Source organism: Streptomyces sp. NBC_00029 (genome assembly GCF_045160505.1).
In the GTDB taxonomy this organism is placed as follows: Bacteria; Actinomycetota; Actinomycetes; order Streptomycetales; family Streptomycetaceae; genus Streptomyces.
Genome location: NZ_CP108292.1, coordinates 7204404 through 7230057, shown reverse-complemented (window position 1 = coordinate 7230057; position 25654 = coordinate 7204404). Strand labels below are relative to the sequence as shown.

26 protein-coding genes are annotated in these 25654 nt (G+C 71.6%); 16 read left to right on the top strand and 10 right to left on the bottom strand.

Translation table 11 applies throughout. The features are described 5' to 3' along the window. Positions 1 to 96: 96 nt before the first annotated feature. Together OG753_RS33465 and OG753_RS33460 are read left to right on the top strand one after the other, a co-directional pair. The gene (locus tag OG753_RS33465; RefSeq protein WP_327265343.1) at positions 97 to 1710 is read left to right on the top strand and encodes a hypothetical protein; all 1614 of its coding nucleotides are present in this window, start codon (positions 97 to 99) and stop codon (positions 1708 to 1710) included. A 211-nt stretch (positions 1711 to 1921) separates the two neighbouring features. Then, a complete protein-coding gene (locus OG753_RS33460) occupies positions 1922 to 3121 on the top strand; it encodes a saccharopine dehydrogenase NADP-binding domain-containing protein (protein WP_327265342.1) in 1200 nt (399 codons plus the stop codon). 49 nt (positions 3122 to 3170) lie between these two features. On the opposite strand, the gene OG753_RS33455 is transcribed toward OG753_RS33460, so the two are convergent. Next, positions 3171 to 3848 carry an endonuclease V gene (locus tag OG753_RS33455; protein ID WP_405791227.1) on the bottom strand — a complete coding sequence of 226 codons (678 nt, stop codon included), beginning with the start codon at positions 3846 to 3848 and terminating at the stop codon, positions 3171 to 3173. 26 nt (positions 3849 to 3874) lie between these two features. Between OG753_RS33455 and OG753_RS33450 the strand changes: the two genes are divergently transcribed. After that, positions 3875 to 4174 (top strand): YciI family protein, encoded by a 300-nt coding sequence (locus tag OG753_RS33450; protein WP_327265340.1) that lies wholly within the window; start codon positions 3875 to 3877, stop codon positions 4172 to 4174. Between the two features lie 104 nt (positions 4175 to 4278). Further along, the gene (locus tag OG753_RS33445; RefSeq protein ID WP_405791226.1) at positions 4279 to 4839 is read left to right on the top strand and encodes a GNAT family N-acetyltransferase; all 561 of its coding nucleotides are present in this window, start codon (positions 4279 to 4281) and stop codon (positions 4837 to 4839) included. On the opposite strand, the gene OG753_RS33440 is transcribed toward OG753_RS33445, so the two are convergent. From OG753_RS33440 to OG753_RS33430, 3 genes are all read right to left on the bottom strand, one after another. Continuing rightward, the gene (locus OG753_RS33440; protein WP_405791225.1) at positions 4840 to 5949 is read right to left on the bottom strand and encodes a WD40/YVTN/BNR-like repeat-containing protein; all 1110 of its coding nucleotides are present in this window, start codon (positions 5947 to 5949) and stop codon (positions 4840 to 4842) included. A gap of 109 nt (positions 5950 to 6058) precedes the next feature. Continuing rightward, positions 6059 to 7744: an amidohydrolase gene (locus tag OG753_RS33435; protein ID WP_327265338.1), complete on the bottom strand. Its 1686-nt coding sequence runs from the start codon at positions 7742 to 7744 to the stop codon at positions 6059 to 6061. Positions 7745 to 7813: 69 nt separating this feature from the next. Further along, positions 7814 to 8521, bottom strand: coding sequence for a TetR/AcrR family transcriptional regulator (locus OG753_RS33430; protein ID WP_405791224.1), 708 nt, complete (start codon positions 8519 to 8521; stop codon positions 7814 to 7816). Between the two features lie 71 nt (positions 8522 to 8592). On the opposite strand from OG753_RS33430, the gene OG753_RS33425 reads away from it, so the two are divergent. The 8 genes from OG753_RS33425 (at position 8593) to OG753_RS33390 (ending at position 16580) form a co-directional block, all read left to right on the top strand. Beyond that, positions 8593 to 10041: a purine-cytosine permease family protein gene (locus tag OG753_RS33425; RefSeq protein ID WP_405791223.1), complete on the top strand. Its 1449-nt coding sequence runs from the start codon at positions 8593 to 8595 to the stop codon at positions 10039 to 10041. 230 nt (positions 10042 to 10271) lie between these two features. After that, positions 10272 to 10688, top strand: a complete 417-nt coding sequence (locus OG753_RS33420) for an SsgA family sporulation/cell division regulator (protein WP_327265335.1) — start codon at positions 10272 to 10274, stop codon at positions 10686 to 10688. A 203-nt stretch (positions 10689 to 10891) separates the two neighbouring features. After that, positions 10892 to 12535: an ABC-F family ATP-binding cassette domain-containing protein gene (locus tag OG753_RS33415; RefSeq protein ID WP_327265334.1), complete on the top strand. Its 1644-nt coding sequence runs from the start codon at positions 10892 to 10894 to the stop codon at positions 12533 to 12535. Positions 12536 to 12912: 377 nt separating this feature from the next. Further along, positions 12913 to 13884, top strand: coding sequence for an acyl-ACP desaturase (locus tag OG753_RS33410; protein ID WP_327265333.1), 972 nt, complete (start codon positions 12913 to 12915; stop codon positions 13882 to 13884). A 72-nt stretch (positions 13885 to 13956) separates the two neighbouring features. After that, positions 13957 to 14259, top strand: a complete 303-nt coding sequence (locus OG753_RS33405; protein ID WP_327265332.1) for a hypothetical protein — start codon at positions 13957 to 13959, stop codon at positions 14257 to 14259. After that, complete coding sequence (locus OG753_RS33400; RefSeq protein ID WP_405791222.1) at positions 14252 to 15385, top strand: hypothetical protein; 1134 nt, start codon at positions 14252 to 14254, stop codon at positions 15383 to 15385. Before OG753_RS33405 ends, OG753_RS33400 begins: the two co-directional genes overlap by 8 nt. After that, a complete protein-coding gene (locus OG753_RS33395; RefSeq protein WP_405791221.1) occupies positions 15382 to 16002 on the top strand; it encodes a hypothetical protein in 621 nt (206 codons plus the stop codon). The genes OG753_RS33400 and OG753_RS33395 overlap by 4 nt, the downstream gene beginning before the upstream one ends. A 41-nt stretch (positions 16003 to 16043) precedes the next feature. After that, the gene (locus OG753_RS33390; protein WP_405791220.1) at positions 16044 to 16580 is read left to right on the top strand and encodes a hypothetical protein; all 537 of its coding nucleotides are present in this window, start codon (positions 16044 to 16046) and stop codon (positions 16578 to 16580) included. On the opposite strand, the gene OG753_RS33385 is transcribed toward OG753_RS33390, so the two are convergent. After that, positions 16581 to 16829 carry a WhiB family transcriptional regulator gene (locus tag OG753_RS33385; protein WP_327265328.1) on the bottom strand — a complete coding sequence of 83 codons (249 nt, stop codon included), beginning with the start codon at positions 16827 to 16829 and terminating at the stop codon, positions 16581 to 16583. A gap of 214 nt (positions 16830 to 17043) precedes the next feature. Here OG753_RS33385 and OG753_RS33380 point away from each other — a divergent pair, with 214 nt between their 5' ends. Continuing rightward, the gene (locus OG753_RS33380) at positions 17044 to 17706 is read left to right on the top strand and encodes a TetR/AcrR family transcriptional regulator (RefSeq protein WP_405791219.1); all 663 of its coding nucleotides are present in this window, start codon (positions 17044 to 17046) and stop codon (positions 17704 to 17706) included. Positions 17707 to 17715: 9 nt separating this feature from the next. On the opposite strand, the gene OG753_RS33375 is transcribed toward OG753_RS33380, so the two are convergent. Both OG753_RS33375 and OG753_RS33370 read right to left on the bottom strand, forming a co-directional pair. Continuing rightward, complete coding sequence (locus tag OG753_RS33375) at positions 17716 to 18612, bottom strand: alpha/beta fold hydrolase (protein WP_405791218.1); 897 nt, start codon at positions 18610 to 18612, stop codon at positions 17716 to 17718. A 201-nt stretch (positions 18613 to 18813) separates the two neighbouring features. Continuing rightward, a complete protein-coding gene (locus tag OG753_RS33370; RefSeq protein ID WP_405791217.1) occupies positions 18814 to 19221 on the bottom strand; it encodes a hypothetical protein in 408 nt (135 codons plus the stop codon). A 434-nt stretch (positions 19222 to 19655) separates the two neighbouring features. Between OG753_RS33370 and OG753_RS33365 the strand changes: the two genes are divergently transcribed. Both OG753_RS33365 and OG753_RS33360 read left to right on the top strand, forming a co-directional pair. Beyond that, the gene (locus OG753_RS33365; protein ID WP_405791216.1) at positions 19656 to 20216 is read left to right on the top strand and encodes a DUF3291 domain-containing protein; all 561 of its coding nucleotides are present in this window, start codon (positions 19656 to 19658) and stop codon (positions 20214 to 20216) included. 41 nt (positions 20217 to 20257) lie between these two features. Then, positions 20258 to 20752: an NUDIX hydrolase gene (locus tag OG753_RS33360; protein WP_405791215.1), complete on the top strand. Its 495-nt coding sequence runs from the start codon at positions 20258 to 20260 to the stop codon at positions 20750 to 20752. A gap of 63 nt (positions 20753 to 20815) precedes the next feature. On the opposite strand, the gene ligD is transcribed toward OG753_RS33360, so the two are convergent. Next, complete coding sequence (gene ligD, locus OG753_RS33355) at positions 20816 to 21835, bottom strand: non-homologous end-joining DNA ligase (protein ID WP_405791214.1); 1020 nt, start codon at positions 21833 to 21835, stop codon at positions 20816 to 20818. Positions 21836 to 21910: 75 nt separating this feature from the next. On the opposite strand from ligD, the gene OG753_RS33350 reads away from it, so the two are divergent. Continuing rightward, complete coding sequence (locus OG753_RS33350) at positions 21911 to 23011, top strand: ATP-dependent DNA ligase (RefSeq protein ID WP_405791213.1); 1101 nt, start codon at positions 21911 to 21913, stop codon at positions 23009 to 23011. Between the two features lie 76 nt (positions 23012 to 23087). Here the strand turns inward: OG753_RS33350 and OG753_RS33345 are convergent, their stop codons facing one another. Next, complete coding sequence (locus OG753_RS33345) at positions 23088 to 24542, bottom strand: NAD(P)/FAD-dependent oxidoreductase (protein ID WP_405791212.1); 1455 nt, start codon at positions 24540 to 24542, stop codon at positions 23088 to 23090. 100 nt (positions 24543 to 24642) lie between these two features. Beyond that, complete coding sequence (locus OG753_RS33340; RefSeq protein ID WP_405791211.1) at positions 24643 to 25614, bottom strand: NAD(P)/FAD-dependent oxidoreductase; 972 nt, start codon at positions 25612 to 25614, stop codon at positions 24643 to 24645. Positions 25615 to 25654 lie beyond the last annotated feature (40 nt).

The window sequence follows — 25654 nt, the reverse complement described above, 5'->3', positions numbered from 1 at the left end:
TCAAACGTTCAAGCAGAAAATGGGGGGCCGGTGCGCAACCGCCGACTCGTAGTCTCCGTCGCCGCCATCGCGGCAGGCGTTGGTCTCATTCCGGGCGTGGCCCAGGCCGATCCGGCCAAGCCCGACGCCCGTGGCGCGTCCACTCCCGACCTGGACCTGGGCAAGGCCGCTGCCTCCAAGTCCAAGGGCCACACCTTCACCAGCCCTGCCGACCGTACGGTGCGCAAGGCACTGCCGTCCGCCAAGACGGGCGCGGCGGGCGCCGCGGCGGTGCAGTCGGCCGAGGACAACCCGAACCTCACGGTCGGTCTGACCGGCTACGGCACGTCGGCGCACGGCATCGAGCTCAAGTCCACCCTCACGAGCGTCAGCACCCCGCTCGAGGTCACCATCGACTGGGGCGACCAGAAGACCGACGTGGTCAGCGCGTCCGGCTCCCAGGTCCTGACGAACGGGCACACCTACGCCGAGGTCGGCGCCTACACGGTCAAGGTCACCGTGAAGGACACCGCGAACGGCGTCTCCGCCGTCAACGAGATCCAGGCCGTCACGCCGGGCTCCGACTTCACCCCGCACACCCCGACCCGTCTGCTGGACACCCGCTTCGGGACCGGCGTGGCGCAGGGCAAGGTCGGCCCGGGCAAGTCGACCCGCGTCAAGGTCGGCGGCAACGGCAAGATACCCGCCGGCGTCACCGCGGTGGCCCTGAACGTCACGGTCACCAACACGACCGACAGCGGCTTCATCACGGCCTTCCCCGAGGGCACCGAGCGGCCCGAGACCTCGAACGTCAACCACAAGGCCGGCCAGACGGTCCCGAACCTGGTCATCGTGCCGGTCGGCAAGAACGGCTACGTGGAGCTGTCCAACCGCGGCTGGCAGTCGGTCGACCTGATCGCCGACGTCACCGGCTACTTCAGCCGCACGGCTTCCAGCGGCTACACCCCGGTCGACCCCACCCGCTTCGTCGACACCCGTGAGGGTCTGGGCACCGCCAAGCGCAAGCTCGGCGGTCAGTCGACCTTCGGCACCCAGATCAGCGGCCTGCGCGGCGTGCCCCAGGGCATCACCGCCGTGGCGCTGAACGTGACGGTCACCGCCCCGCAGGGCGGCGGTCACCTGACCGTGTACCCGAGCGGCGGCGCGATCCCGACGACGTCCAACCTGAACTTCCTCGCCGGCCAGACGATCGCCAACTCGGTGATCGTGCCCGTCTCCGCCGACGGAAAGATCAGCGTCTTCAACGGTGCCTGGGCCCCGGCCGACGTGGTCGTCGACGTCGTCGGCTACTACAGCAAGGACAGCCAGAGCGCCTTCCTGCCGCTGGTGCCGGAGCGCGTCTTCGACACCCGTGACCCCAACGACGCGGTCTACGGGCCGCTGTGGGGCGACAGCTACATCTACCTGCCGATCTCGCACGACGACCCCAGCGTCACGGGCTTCGTGCTGAACTCCACGGTCACGAACACGAACGGCAACGGGTACCTCACGGTCACCCCGGACCCGAACTCGGCGGACGACTACGTCAACGAGACGGCGATCTGGCCGACGCCGCCGAACTCCTCCAACCTGAACTGGACGAAGGGCGACACCGTCCCGAACCTGGTCCAGGCGAGCACCGGCAGCAACGGCATCATCGACTTCTGGAACCGTGGCTGGGACGACATCGACCTCGTCGTCGACCTCTTCGGTCTGTACCAGAAGGGCTAGCGGCCCCCGCCCCGGCCCGCCCGACGGGCGGCCGGGGGCAGGTGGTCCCACAGTGCCCCTCACAGCGCCCCGGGCACGGCTTCCACGCCGTGCCCGGGGCGCTGTTCTCGTACCGCCCGGTCCGCGTCACCCCGCCGGCCCCACCCGCTCGCGCCGACGGCCGGGCATCGCGCTAGCCTCGGCCACCGAAACCCCCCTGGGAGGAGCGCTCATGAACGCCACTGTCCCGCACGACCGGCCGGAACGTGCCTACGACGTCGTACTCTTCGGCGCCACCGGGTTCGTGGGCGCCCTCACCGCCGAATACCTCGCCGCGCACGCACCCGCCGGCTGCCGGTGGGCCCTCGCCGGCCGGGACACGGCGAAGCTGGAGCGGCTGCGCGAGCGCCTCGCCTCGATCGATCCGGCCTGCGCGCAGCTTCCCCTGCTGCGGGCGGACGCCCTGGACGCGGCGGCCGTGCGCGAACTGGCCGCGTCCACCCGGGTCCTGGCCACGACGGTGGGGCCGTACGTCTGGTACGGGGAGGAGCTCGTGGCCGCCTGCGCCGAGGCGGGCACCGACTACGTGGACCTCACCGGTGAGCCGGAGTTCGTGGACCGCATGTACGTCGAGCACGACGCGCGGGCCCGGGAGACCGGGGCGCGGATCGTGCACGCCTGCGGCTTCGACTCGATCCCGGCCGACCTCGGCGCGTACTTCACCGTCCGGCGGCTGCCGCAGGGCGTCCCGCTGACCGTCGACGGGTTCATGCGGTCCAACGCCCTCTTCTCCGGCGGCACCCTGGCCTCCGCGCTGACCGCGCTGAGCCGTGGCCCTCAGACCCTGGCTGCCGCCCGGGCCCGCCGGCTGCACGAGCCCCGCCTGCTGGGCCGGCGGGCGCGCGGCCCGGTGGGGGCGCCGCGGTTCAGCCGGGAGACCGGCACCTGGGCGCTGCCGCTGCCCTCGCTGGACCCGCGGATCGTGGCCCGGTCGGCGGCCGCGCTGGAGCGCTACGGCCCGGACTTCCGCTACCGGCACTACGCCTCCGTGAAGCACCTGCCCGTCGCGGTGGGCGGTACGGCGGCGCTGGGAGCGACGGTGGCCCTGGCCCAGGTGCCGCCGGCCCGGCGGTGGCTGATGGACCGCTGGGAGCCGGGGCGGGGGCCGGACGCGGAGCGCCGCGCGCGCAGTTGGTTCACCGTGCGGTTCGTGGGCGAGGGCGGCGGCCGGCGCGTGCTCACCGAGGTGGCGGGCGGCGACCCCGGCTACGGCGAGACGGCGAAGATGCTGGCCGAGTCGGCGCTGTGCCTGGCCCATGACGCCCTGCCGGAGGCGGCCGGGCAGCTGACGACGGCCTCGGCGATGGGCGACGCCCTCATCGCCCGCCTCCAGAAGGCCGGGATCACCTTCCGGGTGGCGGACGTCCGCTGACCGACCGCGCTGTCGGGGGCCGGGCGCGCCCGCTGTTGCGAGGCCGGTGTCAGGAGGCCTCCCGCAGCGCCTTCCGGCACAGGGAGTCGGCGCGGCGGGTGGTCTCGGGGATCCGGAAGCGAGGGCTCAGGGCCAGGGTGTGCGCGCAGGCGTTGTCCAGCGAGACCCGGTGCCCGACGGAGACGTACACGGGCTTGATCCCGTCCTGGGTGCGCAGCGCCCGCCCGACCTCGGCCCCGTCGGCCGCGAGCAGCGCGGCGGCGTCACCGCGCCGGGCGCCCGGTTCCTCGTAGGTGAAGGTGAACGGGTTCTTCGCGACGCCGATGGCCGGGAGCCCGGTGACCACGCCGAGGTGGCAGGCGAGGCCGAAGCCGCGGGGGTGGGCGAGGCCGTAGCCGTCGCAGACGACGAGGTCCGGCTGGGTGTTCAGGGAGTCGAGGGCGGCCAGTACGGTCGGCAGCTCGCGGAAGGCGAGCAGCCCGGGCACGTAGGGGAAGCTCACGTGCCCGACGGCGGTGGCCTCCTCCACGACCTCGAGGGTGGCCGCGTCGAGCACCACGGCCGCGGCGGCGACCAGGTCGCGGGCGTCGTCGTAGGCGACGTCCACTCCCGCGACCAGGCCGCGGCCGGGTGGGGGGCCGGGCTCGGTGAGCACGACCTGATGGCGTAGTTCGTCCTGTATCGCCCGGGCCTCGGCCTTGTCGGCGGGGATCTTCGCGCTCGTCATGATGGAGCGAGAGTAGCCTGGCGATCATGTTCGTCATGGAGCTCACCTACACCGCCCCCGTCGAATCCGTCGAGGAGCAGATGGACGCCCACATCGCCTGGCTGGACGGCTACTACGCCGCCGGGGTCTTCCTCGCGTCGGGTCGCAAGGTCCCGCGCGACGGGGGCGTGATCCTGGCCGGCGGGGTGTCCCGGGGCGAGATCGAGCGGATCGCGGCCGAGGACCCGTTCACCTTGGCGGGCGTCTGCGCCTACACCATCACCGAGTTCATCGCCACGAAGACCTCGGCGGACCTGTCGACGGTGCGGGAGAACCCGGTCGTGTAGGGACGGGCGCCGACCCCGTCCCCTCTCCCCGCTCTCCCCCCACCGCCGCCCAGCCGCTGCCCACCGCTGCCCACCGCTGCCCACCGCTGCCCACCGGAGTGTTCATGCAGCCCCGCCCGGCCGAACCGGCCGATGTCCCCGAGCTCATACGCCTGCGCGCCGTCGCCCTCGACGCCCTCGGGATCGACCCCGGGCCCGCCGACGCCGCCTGGCGGCAGGTCGCCCGCACCTGGTTCCTCGAGCGTGTCGGAGAACGCCCCGACGTGCACTGCCTGGTCGTCGGCGGAGCGCCCGGCGAACCCCTGCTCGCCACCGGCATGGCCTGGGTCACCCACCACCTGCCGGGCCCGCGGTGGACCGACGGCCGACGCGGCTACCTGGACGGGATCGTTACCGACGCGCCCGCCCGCGGGCGGGGCCACGGCCGGCGGATCGTCGACGGTCTGGTGGCCTGGCTCGACGGAATCGGCATCCACTACGTCCAGCTGCACGCCAGCCCCGACGGCGAGCCCGTCTACCGGGCCGCGGGCTTCACCGCCGGGCGCTATCCGGGCATGGACCTCTTCACCGCCCCGACGCCGCCGGCGGCTCCGCCCGGCCCGTCCGCCGCGGACACTGCAGGCACTGTCGGCGCTGCGGACCCTGCAGGCGTCCCGGGCGGCTGATCAGCGCCGCCGCTCCAGCCGCGCCACCCGTCCCTTCTCCCCCGCCGCCCAGCACCCGGTGTCCGGCGCGCAGTCGACCGTGTCGAACGAACCCTCCTCCAGGGGCCGCCAGCTGCGGCCCCCGTCCGTGGTCACGTCCGTGCCCGTGGGTCCCACCGCGAGGGCCGTCCCCCGGCTGTACGGGAACCAGGCCGCGCCGGAGCGGTAGGCCGGCGGCGGCGCCGCGGCCTGGCGCCAGGTGCGTCCCCCGTCGGCGGAGACGGCCGCGGCCTGCGGGGAGGCCTGCCCGGTACGGTAGTCACCGCCGACCGCGAGCCCCCGCGTACGGTCCCGGAAGGCGAGGGCGAAGACCCCGCGCGCCGGGTCGCCCGCCGGGACGGTGGATTCGGCGACCCGCCAGGTCAGACCGCGGTCCGCGGAGTGCAGGACCCGGGCGCTCGCCCCGCCGCCGGTGGCCAGCCAGACGTCGCGCGGGCCCGAGCTCACCAGGCACTGGCCGCTCGCGGCGAATCCCGCCTCGCCCGGCAGGGCCTCGGGCATGCCCGCATCCGGCACGACCCGCCAGTTCCGCCCGCCGTCGTCCGTGGCCAGGATGCGGAACCTGCCGTCCACCGGATCGCTCATCGCCAGCCCGTGCCGGGAGTCGAAGAAGGTGAGGCAGTCGTAGAAGGCACGCGGGTCGGGGTTGCGGAAGGTCTCGGCCCAAGTGGCTCCGCCGTCCTCGGTGCGGAGCACCCGGGAGGCCTCGCCCTCCCCGATCGACAGGGCCACGGCGCGCCGCGCGTCGAAGGCCTCGATGTCGCGGAGCTCCAGCCCCTCTGCGACCGCCCCGGGAGGCGAAACGTCACGCCAGGTGCGGCCGCCGTCCACCGTGCGCAGCACGGTCCCCTTGGAACCGGCCACCCAGGCCGTGTTCCGGCCGACCGCCGCGAGCCCGCGGAAGCGTACGTCCTTGCCGGTCTCCTTCAGCGCCCAGCCGGCGCCTCGTAAGTCCTGTGCCGGAGGGGCCGGTTCAGGGGACGCGGCCGCATCGGCCTGAGCAGGGGCGGCCAGTGCTCCCACGAGCAGGGCCGCCGCGCACATGCCGATTCCAACTTCCAGAAGTCTCATGGCGCCGGAAGCTAACGCACCCCGGATTCGCCGTCCAGAGCGCCTCCCGGCCGCACAACCCGCCCCTGGCGCCCCTGGCGCCGATCCCGCCCCGGTCCGTGCTCCGGGGTCACAGGCTCGCGTCGCGGTGGGTGGTCCGGCCGTCGACGACGGTGAGCAGCACGGGCAGGTCCGGCAGTTCGGTGGCCGCCACGGTGAGCGGGTCACCGGCGAGGACCGTCAGGTCGGCGCGGTGCCCGAGGGCGATCCGGCCCGCCAGGTGCTCCTCTCCGGCCGCGTGGGCGGCGTTGACGGTCATGCCCTGGAGGGCCTGCAGGGCGGTGAGGGCCTGCTCGGGGCCGTGCGGGGCCTGGGTGAGGTCGCGGCTGGGGCGGCGGTGGCGGGCGCCGCCCATGACACCCAGCGGCGGGTACGGGGCGATCGGCCAGTCCGAACCGAGGACCACGGTGGCTCCCGAGTCCCACAGGTCTCGGCAGCGCCAGGCGCGCGAGGCGCGCTCCTCGCCGAGGCGGCGCGACCAGTTGTCGGTGTGGTCGGCCCGGGTGAAGTCGCAGCAGTGGGTGGGCTGTACGGAGGCGATGACGCCCAGCTCGGCGAACCGGCGCAGGGTCTCGTCGGGGACGGTCTCGATGTGCTCGACCCGGTGACGCACCACGGACCGGGATGCGGCACCGAACCCGGACCCGGACCGGGACGCGGCACCGGCACCGTGCCGGGGAGCGCAGGACGCCTGCGCCTTCTCCACGGCGTCGAGGGCGTGCCGTACGGCGGCGTCGCCGATCGCGTGGGTGGCGGTGGGCACGCCGGCCCGGTGGAACTCGCCCACGATCCGCGTGTAGACATCGGGGTCGGGCCAGAAGGCGTGCGTGGACTCGCCGTTGCGGTCAGGGCGTTCCAGCCAGGCGGTGCCGTTGTCGATCGTGCCGTCCATGAAGATCTTGACGCCGTCGGTGCGCCAGAGCCGGCCGCCGGCGCCCTGCTGCGCGATGAGCGCGCGCACTCCGTCGGCGTCGATGCCGGGCTGGCACCAGGGCGCGACCCGCAGGCGCAGCGGCAGTTCTCCGGCGGCGTCGAGTTCGGCGTAGAAGGCGAGGCTGTCCCCGTTGGCGTCCATGGCGTGACCGCCGGTCAGCCCGGTGGCGGCCATCCTGCGCAGTGCGGCGGCCAGCCGGTCGCGGCGCTCCCGGCGGGTGGGCTGCGGGGCGATGCGCTCGACGAGTTCGCAGGCGGCGTCCTCCAGGAGCAGGCCGGTGGGCCGGCCGTCCGCGTCGCAGACGATCTCGGCGGAGGCCTGGTCGAAGGTGCGCGGCCCGTCCACTCCGGCGAGTTCGAGGGCGCGTCGGCTGGCCAGCATGGAGTGCGCGTCGAAGAGCAGGAGGAGGGCCGGTACGGCGCCGAGCACGGAGTCGAGGGGGGCGGTCCCGACGGGGCGGTCCCCGAAGGCATTGGGGTCCAGGCCCCAGCCGGTCAGCCAGCCGCCGGGCGCGAGCGCGCGTACGCCGGCGGCGAGCGTCTCGCGCAGCTGTTCCAGGTCGGTGCAGCCCGACAGGTCCAGCCCGTGGGTCAGTTCGGCGCCCGAAACGGGGTGGATGTGCCCGTCGACCAGGCCGGGGGTCACCACGGCCCCCTTGAGGTCGATCACCGTCGTCGAGGCGTCGGCGAGCGCGCGGATGCGGCTGTCGTCGCCCAGCGCGGTGATCTGCCCGCCGGATGCGGCCAGGGCGCTCTCCGGCAGGAACGCGCCCGTGGCCGGGTCGAGCAGGCGGGCGTTGAGCAGGGCGAGACGGGTGCGCACGGATCCTCCAGCGGGACGGGGTGGCGGGGGGCAGCAGGAGCGAGGGCGAGGGGCCGGCGGCGAACGCGATCAGGCGTCGCCGGTCAGGGCCCCGCGGGGCAGGCCGAGTTCGCGTTCGGCGGTGGTGACGGCCATCCGGGTCACGGCCTCGGGGCGTCCGCGGACCTCGGTGTTGGCATGGGCGCCGAGGCCGTCGAGGACGACCAGGATCTGGACGGCGGTCACGTACGGGTCCTCCGTACGGAACTCGCCCCGCTCGACGCCCTCCCGGATCACGCCTTCCAGGCGGCCGCGCCACGCGCCCTCCTGCTCGGCGACCCGGTCGCGCAGGACGGGCCGGTAGCGGCTGAGGTGACGGGCGTTGATCCAGAGCCGGCTGACGGCGTCGTAGGCCTCGCCCGAGGTGCGGGCGAAGAACCGGGTCAGCCGGGCGCCCGCGGCCGGTCCGTCCCCGGCCTGTTCGTCCCCGGCCTGTTCGTCCCCGGCCGGTCCGTCCCCGGCCGGTCCGTCCGCCGCCGGTCCGTCCGCGCCGAGCGGCAGGAGTACCTCCAGCTCGGCCCCGGCGGCCGTCCCGAACGCCTCGGCGACCAGGTCCTCGACCGAGGGGAAGTAGTGGCTGATCAGCCCCGGTCGGACATCGAGTTCGTCGGCGATCCGGCGCAGGGTGAGGCACTCCAGCCCTTCGGACAGGGCGACGGCGGCGGCCGTGTCGACGATCTCGGCCCGACGGGCCTCCGGAGACTTGCGGATTCGCTTGCGCTGGACGCTTGACGACATACCGGGGATGCTATTGAGTGTGCGACCAATAAGCAAGCGAGGCGGTCACGCCCAACACCCGGAGGTCCCCCATGGCGTCCCCGATCCCCGACCCGTCTCCCGGTTCGCACCCGGCCCCCGGAGCGCTCGGACAGGCCGAGCCGGCCCCCGAACGGGCGACGCGCATCGAGGCACACGGCATCGACCACATCCCCGACGCGGAGCGCCACGGCCGCCCCCGGGACCTCTTCTCCGTCTGGGCGGCGGCGAACGTCAACTACCTCAGCCTGGTGATCGGCGGCGCACTGGTCCTGATGGGCCTGAGCCTGTGGCAGTCCGTCGCGGTGATCGTGGTCGGCAACCTGTTCTGGCTGCTCACCGGCCTGATCGCCACCTCGGGCCCGGCGGCCGGCGCACCCAGCGAGGTGATCACCCGGGCGATGTACGGCGTCATCGGCAACCGCGTGATGAACGCGGTCGGCGGCTGGCTGGTCTCTGTCTGCTACTTCGCGCTCAATCTGGCCGCCGCGGCGGCCGCCGCCTTCGCCCTGGTGGAACAGGCCGGGATCACGGCCGACACGGGGATCAAGGCCGTCGTCATCGTGGTCATCGCCGCACTCACCCTGACGATCAGCGTCTACGGCCACGCGATGATCATGAAGCTCTACCTCCCGATGACCCTGGCCCTGGCCGCCGCCTTCGCCGTCGTCGCCTTCGCCGTGCTCGGGCACACCGACTTCTCCTACCGGCCCGCCCCGGCCCTGACCGGGCTCGAACTCTGGGCGGCGCTCCTCGCCGGCACCACCCTGATCGCCTCCGGCCCGCTGTCGTACACCACCAGCGCCGACTTCTCCCGCTACCTGCCCCGCACTTCCTCACGGAAGGCGATCATCGGCTGGACCGCCCTCGGAGCCTTCCTGCCGAGCGTCGTGGTCTGCTCCCTGGGCGCGTTCGCCGCGACCGCGGTCGACATGAGCGATCCGCAGGCCGCGCTGGAGAAGATCCTGCCCGGGTGGTTCTACCCGGTCTTCCTGCTCGCCCTGATCCTCGGCACCGTCTCCGTCAACGCATTGACCGCCTACAGCGCAGGTCTCGCCCTCCAGGCGGTCGGCGTCCGCATCCGCCGCTCGGTCAGCGTCCTCTTCGACGGAGCCGTTGCCGTCGCCCTGACCCTCTACGGCCTGCTCGTCTCCAACCTGCTGGACACCGTCAGCAACTCCCTCCAGCTGATCGTCGTCCTGATCGGTCCCGTCATGGCCGTCTACGCCACCGACGTCCTGCTGCGCCGGTTCCGCTACGACGGCCGGGCCCTCACGGACGAGACCCCCGGCAGCCCCTTCTGGTACACGGGCGGCGTCAACCTGGCGGGCGCCCTCGCGCTCGCGGCCGGGGTGGGCGCGGCCGTCCTCTGCGTCAACACGCTCTACACCGGGCCGGTCGCCTCGGCGCTCGGCGGCATGGACCTCTCCCTGCCCGTCGGCATGACCGTCTCCGCCACCCTCTACGCGCTCCTGATGCGGCCCCTTAGGCCTGTGGAGTGATCGGTAACAAGCCCTTCTGGGAGGCCCCCCGGCCCCTCTGCGATTCGGGGGCCACCTTCGCGCACATCCTCCCACCCGGTCACTCTGTGCGATCACACAGAGCGGTTCCGGCCAATCGGTGACACAGCTCACGCAACGGCCCATGCACGGATTTGCCGATTCCGGCGTCTATCGGGTTGCCGGGCCCCGCCCCGCCGTCCGGCAGCAGATCCGCCGCAAGGGAGTGAGCCTTGATCACTGTCATCGAGCAGGCCGCACAGGCCCGTCTGGTCGCCACCGCGCCGAAGGTCGAGACCGTGCCCGTCACCCTCTGCTACGACCGTGCGGATCCTTTCGCCGTGCGCATGGCCTTCCCCGCCCCGGCCACGCTGGAGGGCGTCGAGGTCTCGTGGACCTTCTCGCGCGAACTGCTGGAGTCCGGGCTGGACCGCCCGTCGGGCTGTGGCGACGTACGCGTGCGCCCGTACGACGGCGACCGGACCACCATCGAGTTCCACGCGACCGAAGGCGTCGCGATCGTGCTGATGCTGACGGCCGAGCTGCACCGCTTCCTGGAGCGGGCGGCGACCGTGGTGCCGCCCGGTCTCGAACACCTCTACCTGGACATGGACCACAGCCTGGCCGAGCTGATGCGCGACACCTGCTGAGTAATTCGATTGCGGGTGGCTCCGGCCGCCCGTAGCTTCGAAGACGGCCCATCACCGTCGAAACGGAGCAGGACATTGCTCGTCTGAGGTTCGAGACACCGACCGCTGTGACCTTCGACATCACCGTCACCGTCACCGTCATTCTCTGAGCGTCGGCTGTCTCCCCGCGTTGCACGCACCACTCACGCAACCTGGAGGCCTCCATGAGTCACGCCCCTGCTTTCATCACCTGCTCCGACCTGTCCTTCGACTGGCCCGACGGCACCCCCGTCTTCGACGGGTTCCAGCTCTCCGTGGGACCCGGCCGCACCGGCCTGATCGGCCTCAACGGCTGTGGGAAATCCACCCTGCTGAAGCTGATCGCCGGTGAACTGACCCCGGCCGGGGGCCAGTCATCCGTCGCCGGCTCGGTCGGCCACCTCCCGCAGAACGTCACCCTCGACACCGCGCTGCGCGTGGACGAGGCGCTCGGCATCCACACCACCCGCGCCGCACTCCACGCCATCGAGGCGGGCGAGGCAACCGAGGCCAACTTCGGTGCCGTCGGCGACGACTGGGACGTGGAGGAGCGGGCCCTGGCCACGCTCGACCAGCTGGGCCTCGCCCGGATCGGCCTGGACCGCACCGTCGGCGAGCTGTCGGGCGGCGAGTCCGTACTGCTGCGGCTGGCCGCCCTGCTGCTCGCGCGCCCCGACGTCCTGCTGCTGGACGAGCCCACCAACAACCTGGACCTGCGGGCCCGGGGCCGCCTGTACGAGGCGGTCGAGTCCTGGTCCGGGGTGATGCTCCTGGTCAGCCACGACCGGGAACTGCTGGAGCGGGTCGATCAGATCGCCGATCTGCGGGAGGGCGAAGTCCGCTGGTACGGAGGGAACTTCACGGACTACGAGGCCATGCTCGCCGCCGAGCAGGAATCGGCCGAGCGGATGGTCCGGGTCGCGGAGGCCGACGTACAGCGCCAGAAGCGCGAACTGGCCGACGCCCAGGTCAAACTGGCGCGGCGCAAGCGGTACGGACAGAAGATGTACGACAACAAGCGCGAGCCGAAGATCGTGATGGGCGCCCGCAAGCGCGCAGCGCAGGAGTCGGCGGGCAAGCACCGGATCATGCACACCGAGAAACTGGCACAGGCGAAGGACCGCCTGGACCAGGCGGTGGAAGCGGTGCGCGACGACGACGAGATCCGCATCGAACTGCCCGCCACCGAGGTCCCGCCGGGCCGGCGGGTCCTGACCCTGAGCGATCTGCGCCTGGCCCACGGAGCCGCCGTACCGGGCGAGTGGGAACTGCGGGGTCCGGAACGGATCGCGCTGGTCGGCCGCAACGGGTCGGGCAAGACCACGCTGCTGCGCACGATCGCGGGGCAGCTGCCGCCGGTGTCCGGTGAGGCGGTGGCGCACGTGACGACGCGGTTCCTGCCGCAGCGCCTCGACGTCCTGGACGAGAGCCGTTCGGTGGTGGAGAACGTGGCACGGTTCGCCCCGCAGGCCACGAACAACGTGATCCGGGCGCGGCTCGCGCACTTCCTCTTCCGCGGCGCCCGGGCGGACCGCCCGGCCGGCACCCTGTCGGGCGGCGAACGCTTCCGGGCAGCGCTGGCGGCGCTGCTGCTGGCGGAGCCCGCTCCGCAGCTGCTGATGCTGGACGAGCCGACGAACAACCTGGACCTGGCCAGCGTGCGGCAGCTGACGAACGCGCTGGAGTCGTACCGGGGCGCGCTCGTGGTGGCGAGCCACGACGTGCCGTTCCTCGAGTCGATCGGCATCACGCGGTGGCTCATGCTGGACGGGGAACTGCGCCCGTCGACGGCCGAGGAGGTCCGGGACCGGCTCTGGTCCAACGACTGAGGCCGCCCCTCGGCCGCAGCCGCCGCCGCTCTCGGACGTCTCCCGCGCAGGTCGCGTCCCTGGCGTCGGCGCCGACGGCCGAGGGCGGCCCGGCCCGGCCCAGGATGCGGTGCCGCTGCGGTTCCGCGACCGGCGCATCCGGGGATCCCGGCGAAGCGGAATCTATTTTCTGCCGTCAAAACGACGGACCACCGACCACCTGCTGGCGTGATTTTGGCCCCTGGATGCCCGCTCTCACCCGCCATAAACTGCCCAGATAACTGGATGTAACTGGACATACACCCACCGGGGGCTTGGCTGACCTTGACGTCACGCTTAACCTACGACTCCGTAGGCTACGGAACCGTAGGTAGTTCGCTTTACACCCAGGAGTACCCGTGACGATCACCTCTCCCCACCTCGGCAGCTCGGAGGCGTGGACGGACGCCAAGCTGCTGTTCGCGCTGGAAGAAGTGGTCGAAAAGGAGCTCAACCGCCATCTGAAGGTCACCAAGGACTGGATGCCCCACGAGTACGTTCCGTGGAGCGAGGGCCGGAACTTCCCCGGCTTCTTCGAGGACGGCGAAGCCTGGGACCCGCAGCAGTCCAAGGTCACCGACATCGGCAAGATCGCGCTGGTCGTGAACCTGCTGACCGAGGACAACCTCCCCAGCTACCACCACGAGATCGCGACGCTCTTCGGCCGCAACGGCGCCTGGGGCACGTGGGTGCACCGCTGGACCGCCGAGGAGGGCCGCCACGGCATCGTGATGCGCGACTACCTGCTGGCCTCGCGCGCCGTGGACCCGGACAAGCTCGAAGCGTTCCGCATGCAGCACATGTCGGAGGGCTTCGAGTCCGACAACCGCCACTCGATGCTGCACTCGGTGGCGTACGTGGCCTTCCAGGAGCTCGCGACCCGCATCTCGCACCGCAACACCGGCCACCAGTCCGGTGACCCGGTCTGCGACCGGATGCTGGCCCGCATCGCGCAGGACGAGAACCTGCACATGGTCTTCTACCGCAACCTGCTGGGCGCGGCCTTCGAGATCGCCCCGGACCTCACCATGCAGGCCGTCCGGGACGTCGTCGTCAACTTCCGGATGCCCGGACACGGCATGCCCGGCTTCGAGCGCATGGCCGCGCAGATGGCCATCGGCGGGGTCTACAACATGCGGATCCACCACGACGACGTGCTGAGCCCCGTGATCCGCTTCCTCAAGATCATGGACATCGACGGTCTCGGCCCCGACGGCCAGAAGGCCCAGGAGGAGCTCGGCATGTTCATGAACGGCCTGGACGCCGAGGCCCGCAAGTTCGACGAGAAGCTGGCCGCCCGCGCGGCCCGCCTCGCCGCCCGCAAGGGCTGACCGATTTCCGCTCGCTCGGGCGAGTGACGCCGATTGCCCTGGTAGAGCCGCGCTCTGCCAGGGTTTCGCGTCATGACCTCGCTCCAGGTGGACATCGACCAGCTGACCCGTCTGACACGCGCCCTGGACTCCTCTCTGGCCTCCCTGCGGGAGGCCCGGCGCGCCCTGGACCACGTACGGCCCGACCAGCTGGGCACGGCGGACCTCGACGCGGCCTGTGACGGCTTCCAGGAACGCTGGGCCTACGGCGCGCAGGAGCTGACCAAACGCGTCAAGGACGTACGGGAGGGCGTGGACCGCAGCGCCGCGGAGTACGCGGAGCTGGACCAGGCCATCCGCGCGGCCTTCCTCCGCGTGGCAGCCGCGCGTGGCTGAGTACGCGGCGCTGGGATTCGACCCGGCCCCGGGCAATCCCGCGACGGTCCTGGCCCTGGCCAAGAAGCTCAGCGCCTCGGCCGCCTCCCTCGGGGAGGCTTCCCGGGTGGTGAAGGATCTGGTCTCCCACAGCGCGGCCTGGCAGGGCGAGGCCGCCACCGCCTTCCGCGCCTCCCTCTCGAAGGACCTCCCGCGCTATCTCGGCTCGGCCCACACCTCCCTCGCGGAGGCGGCCCGTCGCCTCACGGGATGGCACGACACCCTGGTCTCCCACCGAGCGCTGGCGACCCGGTACGAGTCCCGGGCCGCCGCGGCAAAGACGGAGGAGGCCCTCACGGACGCCCGCCGCCTGGCGAACGAACTGGCCACGGAACACGCGGCGGCGGCCCGCCGGGTGGCGAAGACCCTGAACGCGGCGACGGACCACCTGGCCCCGAAGGAACCGGGCCTACTGGCCTCCATCTGGAACAAGATCGTCGAAGACCCGGCGGACGCGATGTCGAACGCGTCGGCGATCCTCGGTGCGATCGGAGCGGGGGTGGCCCTTCTCTGCCCGCCGGCGGGGCTAGCGATCATGCTCGTCGGGAGCGGCCTGTCCCTGGCAGCCCTGGCGATGCACACCTCGGACCCGAAGTTCCGCAAGTCCCTGACCGACGGCTTCACCAAGGGACAGTTCGACGCGGACTTCTGGAAGAGCGGGGTGACGCTTCTGGGAGACACCGTCGGCGTGGTCCCGGGTGTGGCAGCGGTCGCTTCCGGCGCCAAGGCCGGCACAGCAGCAGCCCGGGCCGCGATGGCCGCCGCCCCGGAAGGCAGCGCCGTGGCCGGTCTAGCCCCGGGGGCCACCGCGTTCCGGCAAACGGCATGGAGTACTTCGGAGGACCTGCGTCAGCTGGACAGCCCTCTCACCGGCTGGGCCATGCGGTCGTCGACTCAGGACGCCAGAGACCGCGTGGGGGTGGCGGTGGCAACTACAGGTGCGCTGACCGCCGTAGGGGATTACACCTCGGACAATGAAACGATTGAGCAAGGCTCGACGGCGGTGGACGGCACTCGAGGGGTACTGGACGACGCTCCCTCGGCTATCAGGAAGTCAGGGCACGTCTGGTCGGTGCTGAGGCCATGACGCAACAGAGCAGCATTCCTCCGTACTGGTTCCGCCTGCCTCCGGGTTTCCACGATATCGGCCCCGGCGACAGGGCGTCCTTGAATGCATTCGCCGAGGTCTTGGACAGTGCCGATGCCCAGCAGGAACTGTCCCACCTCATGGACGCACTTGAGGGACTGACAGAACACGACGTCGTACACACTGCGCTCGGCTTCCACCCCGAACAGCCGGTCGGCGTCACAACCTCGCTGTTCTCTCTGACCGTCCGACGAGTCGATCAGCCCAACCCTCGCCTCGCCGTGGCACGTACGGCTCTGTCCATCGCCAACTCCCCGCTGTGGACCAACGCCGACCGACGGTTCATTGACCTCCCGTCAACTCTCCCGTGCTGTCTGGTCGCCGGGATCATTTCCGTGCCTGACGTGAAGCACCATCTGTTTCAGGCCAGAGTTGCGACCGTACATCCCGACGGATTTCACCTGCTCTTTCTCGATCTCACCAGCACCTCCACCCAACACGCCGACGCCTATACAGACATCCTCGAAGCGGTCGCGCACACACTCCGCTTCTCCGACCCCGAACCGAGTGCACCAGCAGCGGCAGGGACCTCGCGCATCCTGGATGTACTTCTATGAGTGTCACTCTCATCAAGGCAGCCTGGGACCACCCTCCGACCGTGATCGGCTACAAGCGCTTGGCCGTCCGCCGCCTCAAGTGGGTGCTCAGCCTCGGCGGCCCCCCACTGGCGGCCCTCGCCTGCATCGACCGCGTCCCGCATGCGGCAGCAGCCTTCGCTCTCATGATCATTGCCGTAGCGCCCTACCTGCCCTGGGTGATCGTCGCCTACTTCCGCCGACGACGCGTTGCGGCCGTTCTCCAGTCCTATCCCTGGCGCGAGTGGCCGTGCCGACACCCACGTCGGCCGCCCGGAAGCCCAGCAACCGTCGCCATCCCGTTCCGGGAGGACTTCACGGCCATGTTCCGGATCATCCCGTTCCCCGTCCCGCTCGCCATCCTGGAGGACGATCACCCCGACCGGATCTGGTTCGCGGGAGACCCCCGGTTCGGTGGCGTCGTATCGCCCGTCGGGGGCCATTACCCCGTGCGCGTCGTGCCCCACACACCGCGACGGGAGGAGTGCGGTGGTGAGGGGTTCGACCTCGCGCGGCGAGTGGGGCTGGTCCGTGGCAGCGGGAAGGGGACGCGCACCTGATCAGCGGCGGCCGGGGCGCAGGGCGAGGCGCTCGGACTCCGACAGACCGCCCCAGACTCCGAAGCGCTCGTCGTTGGCCAGGGCGTACTCCAGGCACGCCGCCCGCCCCTCGCATTCCCCGCACAGCCGCTTCGCGTCGCGCAGAGAGGATCCGGGCTCCGGGAAGAAGAACCCGGGGCCTATCTGGGCACAGAGGGCGAGGTCGTACCAGGCGGTGTCAGTGGTTGCGGCAGTGGTGTTCATCGACATGCCGGTGATACTTACCGCCGCGGATGGACGTCCGATCAACGACTGATCAACACCCTGTCATGACCCCGGTGTCGACACGCTGCCGACGCCCGCGAACCGTGCCCCGAAGGAGTCCGCCGGCCACCGTCCATGCCCGTCGAGCATCGCATCCGGCACTGACAGCGGCGCCGCTCGGGCACTGAGTGAACGACCGTGCGTTCGATAGAATGGCGCCATGGCTGACGGACGCGTGGAACGCGGTAACCAGACGCGACGGGCCGTCCTCGACCGGACGGTGAACGTCGCCTCCGTGGAGGGTCTGGAGGGCCTCTCCCTCGGGAAGATCGCGGCGGACCTCGGTCTGAGCAAGAGCGGGGTCTTCGCGCTCTTCGGCTCCAAGGAGGATCTGCAGCTCGCCACCGTCCGCGCCGCCGTGGACGTGTTCGTGGACGATGTTGTGCGGCCCGTGCGCCGGGACCCCGACGGGCTCGCCAAGGTGTGGCGGCTGTGCGAGCGCTGGCTCGACTACTCCGGGCGCCGGGTCTTCCCCGGCGGATGCTTCTTCTACGCCGTCTCCGCGGAGTTCGACGCCCGACCGGGCCCCGTCCGGGACGAGATCGCCAAGGTGCGCTCCGACTGGACGCGTTATATCGAGCGGCTGCTGGACGAGGCGCGGCTGGCGGGCGGATTCCGGGACGCCTCCGACACGGAAGAGGTGCCGCAGCTCGCCTTCGAGTTGACGGCCCTGATGGAACTGGCCAACTCGCACTCCGTCCTGCACGAGGACCCGTTGGCGTACGAGCGGGCCGGACGCGGCATCCTGCGTCGACTGCGTGCGGTGGCGGCCGCTCCGGACGAACTCCCGGAACGACCGCCTGCGTTCAGCTCGCCTTCCTGACGCCACCCCTCATGTGCGCCCCGCGGGTGCGGGCGCAGTATCGACCTCCGTCTCGGGCTCGGGCGCGCGCTCGGAGCGTGTGAACTCGACCGCCGTCGCGATGACATCGGGGTCGGTGAGGATGCGGCCGTGACCGAGTCCCGTGGTCTCGATCAGGCGGGCCTGCGCGCCGTACGCGGCCGCGATCGCGCGGGACTGGGCGGGGGTGATCACATCGTCCTCGGTGTCGTGGACGAGGAGGATCGGCGCCCCCATGCCCTCGAAGCGGCGGCGGGCATCGAGCCGCTGCCAGATGCCGGGGTCACCGGGGAAGAGGCGGCGCTCGACGTGGGTGCGCAGTACGCGCCCGACGCGTTCGCGCAGGTTCAGGCCGGCGCGGAAGCGTTCCACGAGGTGATCGAAGTCGGCCACGCCGCCGATACCGACGACACGGTCGACCCGCATGCCGTCGTACAGCATGGAGAAGGTGGCGAGCACACCGAAGGAGTGGGCCACGACGGCCGAGAAGTCTCCGTGCTCGGCGTGCAGTCGGCCGATGATGGTGCGGTAGTCGAGGATCGTTGAGGCGCGGCCGTCGGACTCGCCGTGCCCGGGGGCGTCGAAGGCGATCACGGTGCGGCCCTGGGCCCGCAGGGCCTCGACGAAGCCGGCGAACCGTGAGGCGCGCGAGGACCACCCGTGCACGATCAGAACGGGCCTGTCCCCCTCCCCCCAGCGGTACGTGGTCACGGCCGTGCCGCGCACGTCCATCCGCCCCCGTTCGGCCCGCGCCATCACCTCCGCCTCCCGGGGCTTCAGCCGCGCCCGCCCGAGGGGCCGGACGAACAGCGCGAAGGCCGGGGGCCCGGCCAGTCCCGGGGCGAGCCGGGCGGTGACGTTGAGGGTGGTGCTCAGGAGTGAAGCCATGGGATGCATGCGCGGGTTCTCCGGGATTCTCCTCAGGGCAGCCAGGTGCCGAGGGCAAGCCGATGAGCAGATATTAGCACGAGCGTTCGTGTTGTTTTATGTCCTGTCGACGCCGCGCGCACCCACATCCGGTGTCGGCTGTCATCCAGCCGAGGCGTCTTGCCGGCGAGCACAGTTGTTGCGGCTTCTTGGCCAGCGAACCTAGGCGCGTGAGGCGAGGAGTCGGGCCGCGGCGGCTTCTAGCTCAGCGCGAAGCACCTGCTGGCATTCCAGCGGTGCGCACACCGCAAAGCCGTAGGTGCGGATCTCGCCCGACAAGACCACTTGGAGGTACTCGGGCCCACCCGCTTCTTCACGGCCCAACAGGATTTCGACGGTGAGTCGAGCACCGTCCGCGAGTCGGCGCGATCCGCTCTGCGGTTCGCCGTCAACCAGCACGAACTCCTTCTCATACCGGCCTTCGGGTGGGCAGGCCAGCAGCCACTCGGCGAAGGCGGCGGCCTGCGGTGCGCCACCCGTCAGTGTCGTGCGTCCGATGAAGTACGCGTCGAGGCACCAGGTACCGTCCGGGTCCTTGTTGATCGCCAACCACAGGTCGTCAACGGGCATGCCAGCGTCGTGGCTGCCACGCCAACTGAACCGAAACCCTGCCTCATCGTGCTCGCCGGACACTGTCGATCCTTCTCTCTCCCCGAACTGCGGTTGGCAGTAGACCTGACGCAAGTCGTCTGTCAACGAACATAGTCCGGCCAGGTCAGAGCATGACCGGCGACTATCTACGCTGACGAAGGACATCCGCATCCACATTCAGTGCCCACATTCACTGCCCGGCCTCGTGGCCGTGGGCCAATGACCGGACGCAGGAGGCCACTTGAACAGAAAAAACGCAACTTCGACAGGGTCCGCATAGGCAGCTACCTTCACCTGGTCCTCGGCGATCGCCCACGGTCGCACAGGAGTTCTTTCAAGCCGAGCCGCCCGCGACGGGACGAATTAACCACCGGACCGGGTCCACACCAGGGATCCCCGCCAGGGAGAGACGCATGCCCCATCTTGCGCTGTACACATTCGGCGTCCTGAAGTCACCTCTCGCCGATCCCGCACCCCTCACGCGCGAACTCCACGACAGCGGCGAGGCCATCTACCGGAAGATCAGCCAGCACCCCGGATACCTCGCTCGCGCCGAAGCGGCAGACGGCGACCGGGGCACACACTTCGACTTGGACTGGGGTCCATGGGGAGAGTTCGCCGTACCGATCTGGTACGGCAAGGGCCGTACGGTGGAAACCACTGCCCTGGCCGCCACCCTCTCGCTCTGGACCGACCTGGGCTCCGCCTTCGACGCCATCTACACCGGTCTGCACCGTGAGGCGCTGAACAGGCGTTACGACTGGTTCGAGCAGGCAACGGAACACCCGCTCCACGTGCTCTGGTGGGTCGCCGACGGCGTGATACCCACCTGGCAGGAGGGGGTTTCGAGGCTGGAACACCTCCACGGCCACGACTCCGCGCCGCACGCCTTCACCTTCCGCCGCTCCTTCGATCCAGACGGAACTCCCACCAGGATCAAAGGCGCCGGACCCCAGAGCGACCGGGTTCGCTGACAAGCGAAGCCCGACCGACCGCCCGGGCTACTGTGTCGGCCATGCCGACACAGCACGGGGCGTTCAGCGTGGACCCAGGCGTTGAACTGCCCGTTCCCGCACCGGGCGAGGTGTGGACCGTCGGTGCCGTCGTCCTCAACGGCGCCGGTGAAGCCTTCGCCCAGAAGCGCAGCCCGGGCCGACGGCTCTTCCCGGGCACCTGGGACATCGTCGGTGGCCATGTCGAGGCCGGGGAAACCCTCTTGGAGGCTCTCGCCCGCGAGGTCGAGGAAGAGACCGGCTGGCGGCTCCGCCACGTACGGCGAATCCTCGGCACCACCAGCTGGACCGGGGACGACGGCGCCGGACTCCGCCACGAGGCCGACTTTCTCGTCGACGTCGAGGGCGACTTGGAGCATCCCGCGCTGGAATGGTCCAAGCACTGCGCCTACGGCTGGTTCGGTCCGGACGACGACCTCGCCCTCCTCAAGGAGAAGCGTCTGCCCGGAGAGTTCCTGATCCACGACCTGATCGCGCGCGCCGTGGCAGGACCCTAGGGATCAGGGTCTTCGCGGTCGGTCGGTCGATCGGTCGGTGGGCTGGTCGGGCGGCGGCGGTTGTCAGTCCTCGTGCTTCGCCCGGCTGGGCTGGACGCGCTTGGGTTCGCCGGGCATCTTCGGGTAGTCCGGGGGGTAAGGCATGTCGCCCAGGCCGTGCTCGTGTTCGTCGCGGGCCGCGAGGTCCAGTACGGCGTCCAGGGCGAAGGCATGGTCGTCCATGTCCGCGTGCAGATCGCCCAGTTCGGCGAAGCGGGCCGGCATGGTCACGATGTCGAAGTCGCGGGGCTCCGCGTCGTCCACCTCGTCCCAGCGCAGGGGCGCCGACACCGGGGCGTGCGGGCGGGGGCGGACCGAGTAGGCGGAGGCGATCGTGCGGTCGCGTGCCGTCTGGTTGTAGTCGACGAAGATCCGCTCGCCGCGCTCCTCCTTCCACCATGCCGTCGTGACCTTGCCCGGCATGCGGCGTTCCAGTTCCCGGCCGAGGGCGATGGCGCACCGCCGGACCTCGGTGAAGGTCCAGCGCGGCTCGATCGGCACGAAGACGTGGAGCCCGCGGCCGCCCGAAGTCTTGGGCCAGCCGCGCAGGCCCAGGTCCTCCAGCAGGGCGCGCAGTTCGTGGGCGGCCGCCACCGCGTGGTGGTAGTCGGTGCCCGGCTGCGGGTCCAGGTCGATCCGGAGCTCGTCGGGACGGTCGGTGTCCTCCCGCCGCACCGGCCAGGGGTGGAAGGTGAGGCAGCCCAGGTTGGCCGCCCAGAGGACGGCGGCCGGCTCGGTCGGGCAGATCTCGTCGGCCGTGCGGCCGCTCGGGAAGGCGATGTGGGCGGTGGGGATCCAGTCGGGAAGGTTCTTCGGTGCCCGCTTCTGGAAGAAGGACTCGCCCTCCACCCCGTCCGGGAAGCGCTCCAGGGTCGTGGGCCGGTTGCGCAGGGCGCGCGTGATGCCGGGCGCGACCGCCAGGTAGTACTCGGCCACGTCCCTCTTGGTGAGGCCGCGCTCCGGGAAGTACACCTTGTCCGGGCTGGACAGCCGTACCGTCCGCCCGCCCGCGTCCAGCTCGATCGCACTACCGGCAGCACCCATGTGCGCCACGGTAGGCGGGCCCGGTCATACGCGCATACCGGGCGGGTCCGGACGTACCACCGCAGAATCAGTGGCATGGATCTGCCAGTGATGCCGCCCGTGAAGCCGATGCTCGCCAAGTCCGTGGCGAAGATCCCGCCCGGAATGCAGTACGAGGCCAAGTGGGACGGCTTCCGGGCCATCGTGTACCGCGACGGCGATGAGATCGAGCTCGGCAGCCGCACGGGCAAGTCCCTGACCAGGTATTTTCCCGAACTGGTGGAGTCGCTGAAGAGCAATCTGCCGAGCCGTTGCGTGATGGACGGCGAGATCGTGATCGTTCATGGCGGGCGCCTCGACTTCGACCGGCTGACCGAGCGGATCCATCCCGCGCAGTCCCGTGTCGCCCTGCTGGCCGAGACCACACCCGCCGGCTTCGTCGCCTTCGACCTGCTCGCCCTCGGCGACGAGTCGCTGCTCGACACCCCGCTCGCCGACCGCCGTACCGCCCTCGCCCGGTCCCTCTCCACTGCTCGGCCCCCCGTGCATCTCGCGCCCGCGACCACCGATCCCGCGCTCGCGCAGGAGTGGTTCGAGCGATTCGAGGGCGCCGGGCTCGACGGGGTGATCGCCAAACCGCTCGATCTCCCCTACCGGCCCGATGCGCGCCTCATGTTCAAGGTCAAACACCAACGTACGGCCGACGTCGTCGTCGCGGGTTTCCGTTTCCACAAGAGCGGTCCGATTGTCGGATCGCTGCTGCTCGGCCTGTACGACGCCCAGGGCGCTCTCCAGCACGTCGGCGTGTGCGCCGCCTTCCCCATGAAGCGCCGCGCCGAGCTGGTGGAGGAACTGGAACCCCTGCGGATGGCCGATCCGGCCGGCCACCCCTGGGCCGCCTGGGCAGAGGAGTCCGCCCACGAGAGCGCCCGGCTGCCCGGCGCCCAGAGCCGCTGGACCGGCAAGAAGGACCTGTCCTGGGTCCCGCTCCGCCCCGAGCGGGTCGTCGAGGTGCGGTACGACCACATGGAGGGCGACCGCTTCCGGCACACCGCGCAGTTCCACCGCTGGCGCGCCGACCGGACTCCCGAGAGCTGCACCTACGCCCAGTTGGAGGAGGTCGTCGGCTACGACCTCGCCGAAGTCCTCGGCCCCCCTGCCGGCGGTACGAGCGGTACGAACGGTACCGCCGGCTGAGCGGCCGCCCCTCCGGCCGCCCCGCCGTCCTGACACGCCCCCGCCCCGCCCCCGCCACGACCGACGGCGCCCCGCCTCATCCCGCCGTCAGCTTCTCCCACTCCTCCCGGTCCGGCCCCGTCGCGTTCGGCGCGTAGTCCGGCCGGGCCGCCAGCCAGCGCGCCACCCGGGCGCGGACCTCCGGATCCGCGTACGCCCGCTCCGGCGGCTCCACCAGGTGCCGGACCCGCGCCCTCGCCCGCATCACCTCGGGATCCTCCAGCGCGCAGTCGAACAGCGCGGACACCTCGCGCGCCGTCCCGCCGCGCCCGGCCCGCGTCGCGAAGCGCTCCCCGATGGCCGCGTCGGCGACCACCTGAAAGTCGAACCACGGCTTCAGGGTGCGTTGCGCCCAGGCGTGGTGATCGACGGCGTACTTCGCCGAGCCCGGGTCGCGGTGCACCGTACGGGCCACCCTGCGCGCCGCCCACAGGGCCAGCGAGGTGCCCTGCCCGAGGGTCGGGTTGGTGTGGGTGATCGAGTCACCGACCGGCACCAGTCCCGTCACCACCGGGCCCCGTTCGTCGACCAGCGCACTCCACCGGTTGTCCAGGCTCGCCGTGGCCAGGACGCCCGACAGCGGCTCGGCACCCAGCGCCAGCCAGGCCGCGCCGGGCGGGAAGGCGCGCGCCGCCGCCTCGAAGACGGCCGGGTCGCGCAGCGCCGATCGGGTGGTGTCCTCGGTGTGCACGAACAGCGTCACGGCGAACGCCCGGTTGTCGGCCGGGAAGACGGCGCAGCCGGCGAAGGCCCCGCCGGTGACCGCCCACGGCCGGCGCGGCCCCTCCTCCATGCCCTCCGGCAGCCGGTACCAGCGGCAGAAGTACGCGAGCCCGGTGCGGTGCCGTTCCACGAGCGGCGGCCGGCAGCCCACCTCGGCCAGCCTGCGTTCGGTGCCCCCGCGCCGCCCGCAGGCGTCCACGACCAGGTCCCCCGGGTAACTCCCGGTCTCGGTGGTCACTCCCGTCACACGGATCCCGCACCCCTGCCCGAGCCCGAGCCCGCTCCCGCTCCCGGCCCCCATCGCGCTCCCGTTGCCCCCGGACGGCCCCGGGGCCGTGATCAGTCCGGTGACCGGCTCCCCGTACCGGACGACGACCCCCGGTTCCGCGCGCAGCGCCGTGGCCAGCGCGCTCTCCAGCACGATGCGCCGGGCCTGCAGCATCACGAGGTCATCGTCACCGGGCAGTGCGGGCGGGCGGGCGTCGAACCAGTCCAGTTCGTGCCGTTCGCGGGCGCCGAGCCGGAGCATCTCCTCGTGGACGTCCGGAAGATCGCCGCGCAGGACGTTGCGCGCCGCCCCGAGCAGCACGTGCGGCTGGGCCGCCTGCGGTACGGTCGGCCGCCGCCAGCCGAAGAAGTCACGGTCGAGCTCGGTGCCCGGGGCCCGCGCGTCGCGCTCGAAAACCTCGGCCGTGTGGCCCTGCCGCGCCGCGAGCAGGGCGGTGGCGGGCCCCGCGACACCTCCGCCGATGACCAGCACATGTGCCATGGAGCGTCCCCCCGAGCTGTTGGACCGTACGACGATCACACCGCTCAGAGCCTGCACGCGCCAGGGCCGCCCGAAACCCGCACAGATGTCCGGTAATCGCTCAGATGCCCGCCCGGTGGGCCTCCACGGCCCGTCTGGTCTCCTCCTCGATGAGGTCGTTGTTGATGGCCGCAGCCGCCTGTGCCCCCTGGGCGGCCGCACCCGCGACCTTCTCCAGCGGGGAGGTCACGTTGCCCGCGACCCAGACCCCGCGCAGCGCGGTGGCCCCGGTGGCCGGATCGGATGCGACGCAGGTGCCGATCGTGCTGCCGTCCCGTTCCATGACCGTGGCCGGCAGGCCGAGGCCGGTCAGGACGCCCGAGCGGGCGGTGAACCGCGGGGCCACCACCAGGGCCCGGCACTCCACGTCGGCGCCGCCCGCCAGGGTCACCGCGGTCAGCCGGTCGTCCCGGACCGCGAGACCGGTCACCTCGCCCTCCACGACCGGGACACCGAGGGCGGCCAGCAGTTCCCGGTCCTCGGCGGTGAGCCGCCAGCTGTGCGCCAGCAGGGTGGTGCGCTCGCTCCAGTGCCGCCAGAGCTGGGCCTGATGCACGGCGAGGGGGCCGTCGGCCAGAACCGCGATCGGCCGGTCCGCGACCTCCCAGCCGTGGCAGTACGGGCAGTGCAGCACGTCCCGCCCCCAGCGCGCCCGGAGACCGGGCACGTCGGGCAGCTCGTCCACCAGGCCGGTGGCGACCAGCAGCCGGCGCGCCCGCACGGTGCTGCCGTCCCCGCAGCGGACCAGGAAGCTCCCGTCGGGCAGCCGGTCCGCGGCGACGGCCCTGCCCGCCCGGACCTCCCCGCCGTAGCCGGTCACCTCCGCACGCCCCTTGGCCAGCAGGTCCGCCGGGCTCTCGCCGTCCTGGCCGAGGTATCCGTGCATGTGAGCGGCCGGGGCGTTGCGCGGGCTGCCGGAGTCGATCACCAGTACCGAACGGCGGGACCGGACCAGGGTCAGTGCCCCGGCGAGCCCGGCGGCGCCGCCGCCCACGACCACCACGTCGAAGGAGCTGTCCATTGCGTTGTCCATGGAAGTGAGGGTCTGCCTACGGCGGCCCACTTGACAAATG